This window comes from Nocardia wallacei (genome assembly GCF_029869545.1).
In the GTDB taxonomy this organism is placed as follows: Bacteria; Actinomycetota; Actinomycetes; order Mycobacteriales; family Mycobacteriaceae; genus Nocardia; species Nocardia wallacei_A.
Window position 1 is genome coordinate 59,051 of the sequence record NZ_JARWQD010000369.1, and the last position, 12,758, is coordinate 71,808.

The window sequence follows — 12,758 nt, forward strand, 5'->3', positions numbered from 1 at the left end:
CCCGGCGCCGAGACCAGGAACGCTGCCCAGTAGGCTGCATGCGTGAATCTTGTGCTGCTACCCGCCGTCGATGTCGCCAATGGTGAGGCCGTGCGCCTGGTTCAGGGTGCGGCCGGCAGCGAGACGAGCTACGGATCGCCGCGCGACGCCGCGCTCGCCTGGCAGCAGGCCGGGGCCGAATGGGTGCATCTGGTCGATCTGGACGCCGCGTTCGGCCGCGGTTCCAATAGGGATCTGCTCGCCGAGGTGGTCGGCGAACTCGACGTCAAGGTCGAGCTGTCCGGGGGCATTCGCGACGACGAGTCGCTGAAGGCGGCCCTGGCCACCGGCTGCGCCCGGGTGAACCTCGGCACCGCCGCGCTGGAGGACCCGCAGTGGTGCGCCCGCGCCATCGCCGAATACGGCGACCGCATCGCCGTCGGACTGGACGTGCGGATCATCGACGGCGAGTACCGGCTGCGCGGGCGCGGCTGGGTCAGCGACGGCGGCGACCTGTGGGAGGTGCTCGAGCGCCTGGAGCGCGACGGCTGCGCGCGCTACGTCGTCACCGACGTCACCAAGGACGGGACCCTCACCGGCCCGAACCTCGACCTGCTCGGCGAGGTGACCAATGCCACCGAGGCCCCGGTGATCGCCTCCGGCGGCGTCTCCACCCTGGACGATCTGCGGGCCATCGCCGGGCTGGTGCCCGAGGGCGTGGAGGGCGCGATCGTCGGAAAGGCCCTGTACGCCGGGCGATTCACGCTGCCCGAGGCGCTGGCCGCGGTGAGCTGAGGGCATGAGCGACCCAAGCGACAGGAACGCGGACGCCGCCTCCGACATCGACCCGGCCGGGCTGCTCGCCGTCGCGAGCGAGTTGCTGGACGCCGCCACACCGCGTTTCGTCGAGGGCGTCGGCGCCCCCAGCGCGGTGGCCAAGGGGCGCGGCGACTTCGCCACCGAACTGGATCTCGAGCTCGAGCGCACGCTCTCGGCGCAGCTGCGGGAGCGGACCGGAATCCCGGTGCACGGCGAGGAATTCGGCGGACCGGAGCTGACCTCGGGCACCGCCTGGGTCCTCGACCCGATCGACGGCACCTTCAATTACTCTGCGGGACATCCGCTGTCGGGGATGCTGCTGGCGCTGATCGACGGCGGCGAGCCGGTGCTCGGGCTGACCTGGCTGCCGCTGCTGGGCCACCGCTACGCCGCGGCCGCGGGCGGGCCGGTGCTGCTGGACGGAAAACCGCTGCCGCCCTTGGAGTCCGGTCGCCTCTCCGATGCGATGATCGGCTTCGGCGCGTTCAATATCGACAGCCACGGCCGCATCCCCGGCCGCTTCCGCTTCGACCTGCTGGGTGCGCTGAGCCGGCTCTCGGGGCGGGTGCGCATGCACGGCTCCACCGGAATCGACCTGGCGTTCACCGCCTCCGGCGTGCTCGGCGGGGCCGTGGTGTTCGGCCACCATCCCTGGGACAACGCGGCGGGCGTCGCCCTCGTGCGTGCCGCCGGGGGAGTGGTGACCGACCTGCGCGGCGAACCGTGGACGATCACCTCGGGTTCGGTGCTCGCCGCCGCACCGGGGGTGCACGGGGAATTGCTGGAACTGATCGACAGCGCGGCTGCCACCCGCCACGGACGCGAGGACACCGATTCGGAGGCGCAACCATGACCCTGGCCGTACGCGTGATCCCGTGCCTGGACGTCGACGCCGGTCGCGTCGTGAAGGGCGTGAACTTCGAAAACCTGCGCGACGCGGGCGATCCCGTCGAACTCGCCGCCGCCTACGACGCCCAGGGCGCCGACGAACTGACCTTCCTCGACGTCACCGCGTCCTCCGGCGATCGCGCCACCATGATCGACGTGGTGACCCGCACCGCCGAGCAGATCTTCATCCCGCTCACCGTCGGCGGCGGCGTGCGCACCGTCGACGATGTGGACCGGCTGCTGCGCGCCGGTGCCGACAAGGTGTCGGTCAATACGGCGGCCATCGCGAATCCGGAGATCCTGCGCGAGATGTCGCAGCGGTTCGGCTCGCAGTGCATCGTGCTGTCGGTCGACGCGCGCCTGGTCCCCGAGGGCAATCCGCCCACCCCGTCCGGGTGGGAGGTCACCACGCACGGCGGCAAGCGCAGCACCGGCATCGACGCGATCGAATGGGCGCTGCGCGGCGCCGAGCTGGGCGTCGGGGAGATCCTGCTGAACTCGATGGACGCCGACGGCACCAAGGCCGGATTCGATCTGCCGATGATCGCCTCGGTCCGCAAGGAGGTCTCGGTGCCGATCATCGCCAGCGGCGGCGCGGGCGGCGTCGAACACTTCGCCCCGGCGGTGCGGACCGGCGCGGACGCGGTGCTGGCCGCCAGCGTCTTCCACTTCGGCGATCTGACCATTCCCCAGGTCAAGGCCGCGATGCGGGCCGAGGGCATCACCGTCCGCTGACGCATTGATATAAAGGTCTGCATGAGTCTGGATCCCGCCGTCGCCGCCCGCCTCAAGCGCAACGAGGCCGGGCTGGTCGCCGCGATCGCGCAGGAGCGCGGCACCGGCGACGTGCTGATGATGGCGTGGATGGACGACGAGGCGCTGGCCCGCACGCTCGAGACCCGCAAGGCGACCTACTTCTCCCGGTCACGGCAGCAGTACTGGGTCAAGGGCGAGACGTCGGGGCACACGCAGTACGTGCACGAGGTGCGCCTGGACTGCGACGGCGATACCGTGCTGCTGATCGTGGACCAGGAGGGCGCCGCGTGCCACACCGGCACCCACACCTGCTGGGACGGCGATGTGCTGCTGGCGGCGCGGTCCTGAGCGCTACTCCTGACCGTTGTCGGGCGGATTCGGATGGCCGTTCGATCGGCCGATCCCGCGGTTGATCCCGGTGTCCAGCTGATCGACCAGCGCCTCACCGAGTTGCACCAGCCGCTCGGTCTGTTCGGCGTCGAGCCCGTCGAAGACCAGCCCGCGCACCGCCTCGAGATAGCCCGGCGTGGCGTCCTCCACCTTCCGGTAACCGGCGTCGGTGAGGACAGCGTAGGCGCCGCGTCGTCCGCGCAGCGTTTCCCGGCGCGCCCAGCCGAGACGCTCCAATTTTGTTACCACGTGGGAAAGTCGGGATAGCGAAGCATTTGCTTTGTAGGCAAGTTCGCTCAGCTGTAAGCGATGGCCGGCCTCTTCTGACAGCAGTGCCATCACGAAGTACTCGAAATGCGTCACGCCGGACTCGCGCTGCAGCTGCGTATCCATCGCTGCTGGTAGCCGAGTCGTCAGCGCGACAAGAGTCCGCCAAGCTCGCTGTTCGATGGGATTCAGCCACTTCGTCACATCGCGCCCTCTCAATGCAGCCGCGTGACGCTTGTTCGTTAGCAGAGCTAGCGATCATTGAAACTTCAAATCAGTCACCGGCAGATATCAAGTTTGCCATGATTTCGCTCGCTGGTCACGAGTGTAGTCAATGACGTGACACCTATCACGCGATGGCTCAGTGTAGCGGCGGTTCTTCCCGGGGGTGGAATTCGCCGGCGGGCGGCGCCGGTTCGGCGGGTTGCTGCTGCTGAACCTGCTTGGCAGCCCGGCGTTTGCGGTAACGGCGCCGCAGCACCACGAACACCAGCAGCAGGAACAGCGCCGCCGCCACGATCGCGGCGATCAGGGACGCACCGCGGAAACCCGGGGCGTCCACGTCGAGGATCCGCTCGCCCGCGTGGGCCGCGTTGCTGCCGCCCCACACGATGGTCAGGGTCATCAGGTTGGGCAGCGCCGCGGCCACCGCGAGCACCGCCGCGACCCCGGCAAGGAACCGGCCGCCGCGCCGCCGCCACACGGTGACGGCGAACAGCAGAAGCAGCAGGGGTACCAGGGTGCACACGAAGCCCAGCGCCAGCCCGGACCAGATGCCCTTGGCGAAGCTGCCGTGGCCCGACATGTTCGCGATGCGCTGCGCCCACCAGCGCGGGATGAATGCCGCGAGGATGAAGTAGGTGGCGACGAGCACGGCGGCGACGGCCAGCGCCGCGAGGATCCGGTTGCGCCACGTGGTCACCGCGGGCTTACCGGACGTTTGCTCCACGCTCCGCGAAGTCATAGCACCAGGGTATGTGCAATCGCCCGGCGCGGGGGAGCGTCTCGGCTCGGCGTTTCGGATCAGCGGTTTCGTTCGCGGAGGAATTTCAGGGCGGTGTCGGCATGGACATTCGCTCGCAGTTCACCGGTGATCACCTTCAGGACCGTGCGGTCGGTATCGATGACGAAGGTCTGCCGCTTTACCGGCGCGAGCTTTCCGAGCAGCCCGCGCTTGACCCCGAACCGCTCGGCCACCGCGCCGTCGCGGTCGGACAGCAGCGGATAGCCCAGCCGCTGCTTGTCGGAGAAGCCCGCCTGGGTGTCGACCGAATCGGCGCTGATACCGGCGCACGAGGCGCCCACGGCCGCGAATTCGCCGGCCAGATCCCGGAAGTGGCACGCCTCGGCGGTGCAGACGGGGGTGTTGGCGGCCGGGTAGAAGAACAGCACCAGCGGACCGCTCGCGAGCAGGGTGTCGAGGGAGCGGGCGATCCCGGCCTGGTCGGGGAGATCGAACTGGGGAGCGCGCTGGCCAGCCTTCATAGGAAGCGACAGTACCGGGCGCGCACGGCGCCCGGTACCGTCGGCGGGGGGAGCGCCTGGCGGGGGATCAGACGCCCAGGATGCCCGCGACTTCCGGATTCTTGATCTGCATGACATCGAGGATGCCGTGGGCCTTCAGGAACGGCTTGAGCTCGCGGATGCGGTCGGTGTGCTCGGCGTACTCATCGGGGAAGCGGGTGCGATCGAGGTTCTCGATGGCCTTGACGTAGGTGACGAACGACGCGAGCGCGTTGTGCTTGCCCGGGTTCTGCCCGCTCGAGGATTGGTTCATATTCACCAACCGGGGCGGCTGCCCGGGCAGGGAACCTCGCGAGGGGTACATCTGTGTTGATCTCCTCTCGTTCAGGGATACCGCGTGCGACTTCGAACGTCGCGAGTCTAGTGAGCGCGGCGGTGCCGAATTGCCGCGCCTGGGCACGGCGGGTTCGCCCCAGTCATTCGGGGCTGCGCACGCCTCGGCTGGCCGACGTGGCCAATTCGTAGCCTGCCGACTCACACGGGCGACAGCGAAGCGGAACTCCCCACCCCCGCACATCTCGCCATCGGGTACTTGCTGAAAGGATGGAGGGATGCACGGCGCAGCAACCGACGGCCCGGGGACCACCACGACTCGTGAGCAGTTCCGCGCGCTCGCGGCCGAGCACCGGGTGGTGCCGGTCATCCGAAAGGTGCTGGCGGACTCGGAGACTCCGCTGTCGGCCTACCGCAAGCTCGGGGCCGACCGGGCCGGGACGTTCCTGCTCGAGTCGGCGGAGAACGGCCGCTCGTGGTCGCGCTGGTCGTTCATCGGCGCCGGTAGCCGGGCCGCGCTGAGCGTCGTGGACGGGGAGGCCGCCTGGCTGGGCACCACCCCCGCCGACGCGCCGTCGGGCGGCGATCCGCTGCTCGCGCTGCGCGAGACCCTGGAACTGCTGCGCACCGAGCGCCTGCCGGGCCTGCCGCCGCTGACCGGCGGCCTGGTCGGGTACCTCGGCTACGACATCGTGCGCCGGATGGAACGGCTGCCCGAGCTGACCGCCGACGACCTGCGGCTCCCGGAGATGGTGCTGCTGCTGGCCACCGACCTGGCCGCCTTCGATCACCACGAGGGCGCGATCACGCTGATCGCCAACGCGGTCAACTGGAACGGCACCGACGAACGGGTCGACGAGGCCTACGACGACGCGGTGGCCCGGCTGGACCGGATGACCGCCGCGCTGGCCGCCCCCGCCGCCTCCACGGTGTCGGTGTTCGCTCGGCCCGAGCCCGAGTATCGGCGGCAGCGCACCACCGCGGAATTCGGCGCCGGGGTGCGCCGCCTGGTGAAGGAGATCGAGGCCGGCGAGGCGTTCCAGGTGGTGCTGTCGCAGCGGTTCGAGATGGACTACGACGGCAGCCCGCTGGATCTGTACCGGATGCTGCGGGCGTCGAATCCGAGCCCGTACATGTATCTGATGCACATCCCGGACGGTGCGGGCGGGACGGCGTTCTCGATCGTCGGTTCCAGCCCGGAGGCGCTGGTGACGGTGCAGGACGGCGTGGCCACCACGCATCCGATCGCGGGCACCCGGTGGCGCGGCGCCACCGAGGAGGACGACCTGCTGCTGGAGAAGGATCTGCTGGCCGACGAGAAGGAGAACGCCGAGCACCTCATGCTCGTCGACCTGGGCCGCAACGATCTGGGCCGGGTGTGCACGCCGGGGTCGGTGCGCGTCACCGAGTACCGGCACGTGGAGCGCTACAGCCACGTCATGCACCTGGTGTCGACGGTGTCGGCGCGGCTGGCGCCCGGCAAGATCGCCCTCGACGCCGTGCAGGCATGCTTCCCGGCGGGCACGCTGTCCGGCGCCCCGAAGGTGCGCGCGATGGAGCTGATCGAGGAGCTGGAGCCGACCCGCCGCGGCACCTACGCCGGGGTGGTCGGCTACCTCGATTTCGCCGGTGACGCCGATACCGCGATCGCGATCCGCACCGCGCTGCTCAAGGACGGCACCGCCTACGTTCAGGCCGGGGCGGGCATCGTCGCCGACTCCGAGCCCGAGTACGAGGACACCGAATCCCGCAACAAGGCCATGGCGGTCCTCAAGGCCATCGCCGCCGCGAAAACGGTGCGCGCCTTCACCCCCGACCAGCCCGATGGTGAGGATCCATGAACTCCCCGGAACCCGAACCGGCGCAACCGGACTCCTCCGGCGAGGCTCCGCGCAAGTACCCCGTCGGCCCCGCGCTGCTGCTGGCCGTGGCCGCCGTCGCGCTGTGGGGCTCGTCGCGGATGACGTGGGTGACGCTGGTGTCCTCCGACGGGCTCACCGAGCCACGCACCCACCGGCTCAACGGGGGCGAGTGGTTCGGTGCGCTGACGCCGCTGGCCCTGGTGCTGGTGGCCGCGATCGCGGCGGTATTCGCCACCCGCGGATGGCTGCGGCGGCTGGTCGGCGTGGTGGTGGCGCTGATCGCCGCGGTCGCGGCGGTACCGGGTTTCGCGTTGGTGACCGGGCGCGGGAAGATCGCCGAGCGGGCCGCCGCGCTGGCCGAGCTGCCCGCCCGCGCGCAGGTGGATCAGGTGACCTCGGCGTCGCTGCCCGCGGTGCTGAGCCTCGTCGGCGCGCTGGCGGCGTTCGCGGCGGGCGTGCTGCTGGCCCGCATGCCCCAGGAGACGGCGCGGCTGTCCGGCAAGTACGACAACCCCGTCTTCCGGCGCGCCGCGGCGGCGGACCAGGTGGCCGCGCAACAGGCGAAATCGGCGGAGCGGCAACCGGGGGACACCGCGAAACCCGCGGCGGCCCAGCCGGACTCGGCGGCGCCGGAGCAACTGTCCGAACGCGTGCTGTGGGACGCCCTCGACGCGGGCACCGACCCCACCGACGACCAGCCCGGAAGGTGAGCATTATCCCAGTCGGGATCGATGCGATGCGGAACACCCCGCCGTCGGAGTCGGGAACATGGCCATTTACTCTTTACCTGCATCGGTGAGACAGCGCCTTGGGGGATTCTCAGGCAGCAAGTCGGTCTCCCCAGAAAGGATTCGAGCCAGATGACGGTACTCGACTCGATTCTCGACGGGGTCCGCGCGGATGTGGCCGCTCGGGAAGCCGTCCTGGATTTCCAGGCAGTCAAGAAGGCCGCCGCGGCGGCACCTTCGCCGCGTCCCGGGTACGCCGCGTTGCATCAGGACGGTGTCGGTGTCATCGCCGAGGTCAAGCGCGCCAGCCCCTCCAAGGGCGAGCTGGCCGACATCCCGGATCCGGCCAGCCTCGCCAAGGCCTACGAGGACGGGGGCGCGCGCATCATCAGCGTGCTCACCGAGGGACGCCGCTTCAACGGCTCGCTGGACGACCTGGACGCGGTGCGCGCCGTGGTCGACGTGCCGATCCTGCGCAAGGATTTCGTCGTCGGCCCGTATCAGATCCACGAGGCCCGCGCGCACGGCGCCGACGTGATCCTGCTGATCGTGGCGGCGCTGGAACAGGACGTGCTGTCCTCGCTGATCGATCGCACCGAATCGCTGGGCATGACCGCGCTGGTCGAGGTGCACACCGAGGAGGAGGCCGACCGCGCGCTGGAGGCGGGAGCCTCGGTGATCGGCGTCAACGCCCGCAATCTCAAGACCCTCGAGGTGGACACCGACGTGTTCGCGCGCATCGCGCCCGGCCTGCCGACCGAGGTCATCCGCATCGCCGAATCCGGTATCAGCGGCACCGCCGACCTGCTCGCCTACGCCGGTGCGGGCGCGGATGCGGTGCTGGTCGGCGAGAGCCTGGTGACCAGCGGCGACCCGCGCGCCGCGGTCTCGGAACTGGTGACCGCCGGAACCCACCCGTCCTGCCCGCGGCCGCTGCGCCGGGGAGCGGCGCGATGACCCGGACGCAGGAGCCGGAACGCAACACCGGGGATCTGCCGCCCGCCAGCGCGGGTGTCACCCAGCGCAGCCACGAGCCCGACCTGGGCGGCCACTTCGGCGTCTACGGCGGCCGCCACGTCCCCGAGGCGCTGATGGCGGTGATCGAGGAGGTCACCGCGGAGTACGACAAGTGCCGCGTGGATCCCGGGTTCCTCGCCGAGCTGGACCGCCTGCAGCGCGACTACGCGGGCCGCCCGTCGCCGGTGTTCGAGTGCACCCGGCTGGCCGAGCACGCCGGCGGCGCCCGGATCCTGCTCAAGCGGGAGGACCTGAACCACACCGGCTCGCACAAGATCAACAACGTGCTCGGGCAGGCGCTGCTGGCCAAGCGGATGGGCAAGACCCGGGTCATCGCCGAGACCGGCGCGGGCCAGCACGGCGTCGCCACCGCCACCGCGTGCGCGCTGCTCGGGCTGAACTGCATCGTGTACATGGGTGCGGTCGACACCGCGCGGCAGGCGCTGAACGTGGCCCGGATGCGGCTGCTGGGCGCCGAGGTGGTCAGCGTGACCACCGGCTCGCAGACGCTCAAGGACGCCATCAACGAGGCGCTGCGCGACTGGGTCACCAATGCCGAGGACACCTACTACTGCTTCGGTACCGCCGCGGGCCCGCACCCGTTCCCGTTGCTGGTGCGCGATTTCCAGCGCGTCATCGGGCTGGAGGCGCGGGCGCAGGTGCTGGACCGGACGGGCCGGTTGCCCGATGCCGTCACCGCCTGTGTCGGTGGTGGATCCAATGCGATCGGCATCTTCCACGCCTTCATCGACGATCCCGGCGTGCGGCTGATCGGCTACGAGGCGGCGGGCGACGGCGTCGAAACCGGTAGGCACGCGGCCACTTTCACCGGCGGGACGCCGGGCGCCTTCCAGGGCGCGTACTCGTATCTGCTGCAGGACGACGACGGCCAGACCATCGAATCGCATTCCATCTCCGCGGGGCTGGACTATCCGGGCGTGGGGCCCGAGCACGCGTACCTCAAGGACACCGGCCGCGCCGAGTACCGGCCGATCACCGATGCCGAGGCGATGGACGCGCTGCTGTTGCTCTCGCGCAGCGAGGGCATCATCCCGGCCATCGAGTCCGCGCACGCGGTGGCGGGCGCGCTGCAGCTGGGCCGCGAATTGGGCGACGGCGCAATCATTCTCGTGAGCCTCTCGGGCCGCGGCGACAAGGATATGGACACCGCGGCCAAGTGGTTCGGGCTGTACGGAGAGGATGCCGAGTGAGCGAGCTTGCGAGCGAACCATCGGTGAGTCGTCTGGGCGGCACCTTTGCCGATTGTCGCGCCGAGGGCCGCGCCGCCCTCATCGGCTACCTGCCCGCCGGGTACCCGGATCTGGTCGGCTCCATCGCGGCCTGCACGGCGATGGTCGAATCCGGTTGCGACATCATCGAAGTCGGCATCGCCTACTCCGATCCGGTGATGGACGGGCCCACCATCCAGGCCGCCACCGAACAGGCGCTGCGCGGGGGTGTGCGGGTGCGCGACGTCTTCGCGGTGGTCGAGGCGATCAGCAACGCCGGTGGCAAGGCCGTGGTGATGACCTACTGGAATCCGGTGCTGAAGTACGGCGTCGACGCGTTCTCCCGTGATCTCGCGGCCGCGGGCGGGCTCGGGCTGATCACGCCGAACCTGATCCCGGAGGAGGCCGACGAATGGCTGGCCGCCTCCGACGCGCACGATCTCGATCGCATCTTCCTGGTGGCGCCCTCCTCGACCGAGGAGCGGCTCGCCACCACCCTCGAGGCCACCCGCGGGTTCGTCTACGCCGCCTCCACGATGGGCGTGACCGGAGCCCGCGACGCGGTGTCCTCGGCCGCTCCCGCGCTGTGCGCCCGCGTCCGGGCCCACTCCGACATCCCGATCGGTGTCGGCCTCGGCGTGCGCAACGGCGCGCAAGCCGCCGAAATCGCCTCCTACGCCGACGGAGTCATCGTCGGCTCGGCCCTGGTCTCCGCGGCGGGTGAGAGCATGGACCAGGTCCGCGCCCTCACCGCCGAACTCGCCCAGGGCGTGCGGTCGGCCGCCGTCGCCTCCTGAGGCTGTCGCGAAGGCGTGGCGCGCAGGGCAGCACGTGCCTTCGGCGGTCGTTCCGTTACGGTGGGGCCGTGACTTTTCCAGTCCTGGCAGACAGTGTTGTTGCGCACGGTGGAGTGCAGGCCGCGGTGCTGGCCTATATACCCAGCCCGCCGCGCGGGGTGTGGTACGTCGGGGGATTCCCGCTGCGGGCGTATGCGCTGTGCATCATCGTCGGCATCATCGTCGCGATCTGGTGGGGTGAGCGGCGGTGGCGCGAACGCGGCGGGCAGCCGGGTGCGGTGCTGGACGTCGCGATGTTCGCGGTGCCCTTCGGGCTGGTCGGCGGGCGGCTCTACCACGTGGCCACCGACTGGCAGAAGTACTTCGGCGACGACGGCCATCCGATGAACGCGCTGAAGATCTGGGAGGGCGGCCTCGGCATCTGGGGCGCGGTGTTCCTCGGCGGCGTCGGCGCCTGGATCGGGTGCCGGGTGTATCGAATCCCGTTGCCCGCCTTGGGTGATGCGATCGCCCCCGCGATCCTGCTGGCGCAGGCGATCGGCCGCCTGGGCAACTACTTCAACCAGGAGCTCTACGGGCGCGCGACCGATGTGCCGTGGGGCTTGCAGATCTTCCTGCGCTTCGACGACAACGGTCAGCTCGACATGATGAACGGCGTCTCCACCGGTGTCGTGGAGAAGACGGTGCAGCCGACATTCCTCTACGAGCTGGTGTGGAACGTGCTCGGCGTGCTGGTGCTGGTCTGGGTGGACAAGCGCTACCGCATCGGCCACGGCCGGTTGTTCGCGCTGTACGTGGCCATCTACTGCTTCGGGCGGTTCTGGGTCGAATTGCTGCGCGACGACGAGGCCACGCACATCGCGGGCATTCGCATCAACTCCTTCACCTCGGCCGTGGTATTCCTGTGCGCCCTCGCCTATTTCGCGCTCGCCACCAAAGGCCGCGAGACCGCCGCACAACTGGAGCCCGGCGGCGACCGCCCGTGGCCCTGGCAGTTCGGCGCCCTGCGCCGCGCCGGCGCCGAGGCCGAGGCAGCCGAGTCGGAAGCCGCTGCCGCGGAAGCGGACTCGGCCGCGGCGGGGAAATCCACCGAGGCTCGAGCGAAGTCGCCGACGAGCGACCTCGGCGAAGCTACCGGGTCGGCGGGCGAGCCGGGTGACTCCGACAGCGCAGCGAGCGAATCCCCGGCCGATTCCGCGGCGGGTGAGCGCAACGAATCCGGCGATGTCGGCGATAACTCAGCGAATGCCGCCAGCGGTGGGGCGTCCGGCGCGACGAAACCGCCCGAGTCGGGCAAGCTTTGAGCCGACCGCCGCGGTCGTGCGGCGGGACGGGAGACCGGGCCGTCGAGGCGGGCCCGGGCAAACTAGGAGGACCTGAGTGACCGACCCCTACCAGCAGCAGCCGGGATACGGGCCGCAGTACGGTGCGCCCGGTACCGGCCCGGGCATGGGGCAACCCGGGCAGCCGATGGGGCAACCCGCCGGGCAGCCCATGGATGCGTACGGCCAGCCGCAGCCGCCGATGGACGCGTACGGCCAGCCGAATCCCTACGGGCAGCCGCAGTACGGCCAGCCCTACGGTGCGCCCGGCGGCTACCCGCCCGCACCGTACGGCGCGCCGGGCATGGACCCCGAGGCGCCGTTCGGCCGCAACATGTACGGCGAGCCGTATTCGGACAAGTCGAAGATGGTGGCGGGCCTGCTGCAGATCTTCCTCGGCAGCTTCGGCGTCGGCCGCTTCTACCTCGGCTACCCCGGCCTGGCCGTAGGCCAGATCGCCGTCACCTGGCTCACCTGCGGCCTCGGCGGCATCTGGCCCCTCATAGACGGCATCATGATCCTGACCGGCAAGGTCCGCGACCAATACGGCCGCCCCCTCCAGGAAAGCTGACCGATACTGCCCTCCCGGCCAAAAGCACGCCGGGAGCAGGGATAGGACCACGCCGGGAATCGGCATGGGACTACGCCCGGAATCGGCATGGGACCATACCGGAATCGGCATGGGACCGCAGTATTCCTCGGCCGCTGGGTGCTGCCGCCGAGCATTCCCCGCCCGCCGGGCGCGCGCCCAGCATTCCCCGGCCCCCCGCGCCCCGGGGGGGGGGGGGGGGGGCGGGGGGGGGGGGGGGGGGGGGGGGGGGGGCGGGGGGGGGTCGACACGCGGCTGGTGGGCCGCCGCCGCCCGCCCGTCGATCACCTGGTGACCGAATCGAGCCTGTCGTTCCCG

Annotated in this window: 15 protein-coding genes; 11 read left to right on the plus strand and 4 right to left on the minus strand. The window is 70.5% G+C overall.

Going from position 1 to position 12,758, the window contains the following annotated elements; genetic code table 11:
- Window positions 1-42: 42 nt before the first annotated feature.
- The 4 genes from priA to hisI are packed head-to-tail and all read left to right on the plus strand — an operon-like array spanning window position 43 to window position 2,790.
- Window positions 43-774, plus strand: coding sequence for a bifunctional 1-(5-phosphoribosyl)-5-((5-phosphoribosylamino)methylideneamino)imidazole-4-carboxamide isomerase/phosphoribosylanthranilate isomerase PriA (gene priA, locus QH290_RS33965; RefSeq protein ID WP_280387408.1), 732 nt, complete (start codon window positions 43-45; stop codon window positions 772-774).
- A 4-nt stretch (window positions 775-778) separates the two neighbouring features.
- The gene (locus tag QH290_RS33970) at window positions 779-1,651 is read left to right on the plus strand and encodes an inositol monophosphatase family protein (protein ID WP_280387410.1); all 873 of its coding nucleotides are present in this window, start codon (window positions 779-781) and stop codon (window positions 1,649-1,651) included.
- The gene (hisF, locus tag QH290_RS33975) at window positions 1,648-2,421 is read left to right on the plus strand and encodes an imidazole glycerol phosphate synthase subunit HisF (RefSeq protein WP_280267431.1); all 774 of its coding nucleotides are present in this window, start codon (window positions 1,648-1,650) and stop codon (window positions 2,419-2,421) included. The genes QH290_RS33970 and hisF overlap by 4 nt, the downstream gene beginning before the upstream one ends.
- A 21-nt stretch (window positions 2,422-2,442) precedes the next feature.
- Window positions 2,443-2,790 (plus strand): phosphoribosyl-AMP cyclohydrolase, encoded by a 348-nt coding sequence (gene hisI / locus QH290_RS33980; RefSeq protein WP_280267429.1) that lies wholly within the window; start codon window positions 2,443-2,445, stop codon window positions 2,788-2,790.
- A 3-nt stretch (window positions 2,791-2,793) separates the two neighbouring features.
- On the opposite strand, the gene QH290_RS33985 is transcribed toward hisI, so the two are convergent.
- The 4 genes from QH290_RS33985 to QH290_RS34000 form a co-directional block, all read right to left on the minus strand.
- Window positions 2,794-3,303: a MarR family winged helix-turn-helix transcriptional regulator gene (locus QH290_RS33985; RefSeq protein WP_280267428.1), complete on the minus strand. Its 510-nt coding sequence runs from the start codon at window positions 3,301-3,303 to the stop codon at window positions 2,794-2,796.
- 157 nt (window positions 3,304-3,460) lie between these two features.
- Complete coding sequence (locus tag QH290_RS33990; protein ID WP_280267427.1) at window positions 3,461-4,063, minus strand: permease; 603 nt, start codon at window positions 4,061-4,063, stop codon at window positions 3,461-3,463.
- A 59-nt stretch (window positions 4,064-4,122) separates the two neighbouring features.
- Window positions 4,123-4,584 carry a peroxiredoxin gene (locus tag QH290_RS33995; protein ID WP_280267426.1) on the minus strand — a complete coding sequence of 154 codons (462 nt, stop codon included), beginning with the start codon at window positions 4,582-4,584 and terminating at the stop codon, window positions 4,123-4,125.
- Window positions 4,585-4,651: 67 nt separating this feature from the next.
- Entirely contained in the window at window positions 4,652-4,876 is a 225-nt protein-coding gene (locus QH290_RS34000; protein WP_280267425.1) for a hypothetical protein, read from the minus strand.
- Window positions 4,877-5,174: 298 nt separating this feature from the next.
- Between QH290_RS34000 and QH290_RS34005 the strand changes: the two genes are divergently transcribed.
- The 7 genes from QH290_RS34005 (at window position 5,175) to QH290_RS34035 (ending at window position 12,422) form a co-directional block, all read left to right on the plus strand.
- On the plus strand, window positions 5,175-6,737 hold the full coding sequence (locus QH290_RS34005) for an anthranilate synthase component I (RefSeq protein ID WP_280387412.1): 1,563 nt from the start codon (window positions 5,175-5,177) through the stop codon (window positions 6,735-6,737).
- Entirely contained in the window at window positions 6,734-7,468 is a 735-nt protein-coding gene (locus tag QH290_RS34010; protein WP_280267423.1) for a Trp biosynthesis-associated membrane protein, read from the plus strand. Before QH290_RS34005 ends, QH290_RS34010 begins: the two co-directional genes overlap by 4 nt.
- A 150-nt stretch (window positions 7,469-7,618) precedes the next feature.
- Complete coding sequence (trpC, locus tag QH290_RS34015; protein WP_280267422.1) at window positions 7,619-8,443, plus strand: indole-3-glycerol phosphate synthase TrpC; 825 nt, start codon at window positions 7,619-7,621, stop codon at window positions 8,441-8,443.
- Window positions 8,440-9,714, plus strand: coding sequence for a tryptophan synthase subunit beta (gene trpB, locus QH290_RS34020; RefSeq protein ID WP_280387414.1), 1,275 nt, complete (start codon window positions 8,440-8,442; stop codon window positions 9,712-9,714). Before trpC ends, trpB begins: the two co-directional genes overlap by 4 nt.
- Window positions 9,715-9,737: 23 nt before the next feature.
- Window positions 9,738-10,529 (plus strand): tryptophan synthase subunit alpha, encoded by a 792-nt coding sequence (gene trpA / locus QH290_RS34025; protein ID WP_280267466.1) that lies wholly within the window; start codon window positions 9,738-9,740, stop codon window positions 10,527-10,529.
- A 68-nt stretch (window positions 10,530-10,597) separates the two neighbouring features.
- Complete coding sequence (lgt, locus tag QH290_RS34030) at window positions 10,598-11,833, plus strand: prolipoprotein diacylglyceryl transferase (protein WP_280387416.1); 1,236 nt, start codon at window positions 10,598-10,600, stop codon at window positions 11,831-11,833.
- A gap of 76 nt (window positions 11,834-11,909) precedes the next feature.
- Window positions 11,910-12,422, plus strand: coding sequence for a TM2 domain-containing protein (locus QH290_RS34035; RefSeq protein ID WP_280387419.1), 513 nt, complete (start codon window positions 11,910-11,912; stop codon window positions 12,420-12,422).
- Window positions 12,423-12,758: the final 336 nt, after the last annotated feature.

What these genes read in the sequence shown, in the direction of transcription:
- QH290_RS33995 (WP_280267426.1), bottom strand. Translation starts at nt 4,584, where the DNA reads ATGAAGGCTGGCCAGCGCGCTCCCCAGTTCGATCTCCCCGACCAGGCC.
- QH290_RS34000 (WP_280267425.1), bottom strand. Translation starts at nt 4,876, where the DNA reads ATGAACCAATCCTCGAGCGGGCAGAACCCGGGCAAGCACAACGCGCTC.
- QH290_RS33970 (WP_280387410.1), top strand. Translation starts at nt 779, where the DNA reads ATGAGCGACCCAAGCGACAGGAACGCGGACGCCGCCTCCGACATCGAC.
- QH290_RS33990 (WP_280267427.1), bottom strand. Translation starts at nt 4,063, where the DNA reads ATGACTTCGCGGAGCGTGGAGCAAACGTCCGGTAAGCCCGCGGTGACC.
- trpB (WP_280387414.1), top strand. Translation starts at nt 8,440, where the DNA reads ATGACCCGGACGCAGGAGCCGGAACGCAACACCGGGGATCTGCCGCCC.
- hisI (WP_280267429.1), top strand. Translation starts at nt 2,443, where the DNA reads ATGAGTCTGGATCCCGCCGTCGCCGCCCGCCTCAAGCGCAACGAGGCC.
- hisF (WP_280267431.1), top strand. Translation starts at nt 1,648, where the DNA reads ATGACCCTGGCCGTACGCGTGATCCCGTGCCTGGACGTCGACGCCGGT.
- QH290_RS34005 (WP_280387412.1), top strand. Translation starts at nt 5,175, where the DNA reads ATGCACGGCGCAGCAACCGACGGCCCGGGGACCACCACGACTCGTGAG.
- trpC (WP_280267422.1), top strand. Translation starts at nt 7,619, where the DNA reads ATGACGGTACTCGACTCGATTCTCGACGGGGTCCGCGCGGATGTGGCC.
- QH290_RS34010 (WP_280267423.1), top strand. Translation starts at nt 6,734, where the DNA reads ATGAACTCCCCGGAACCCGAACCGGCGCAACCGGACTCCTCCGGCGAG.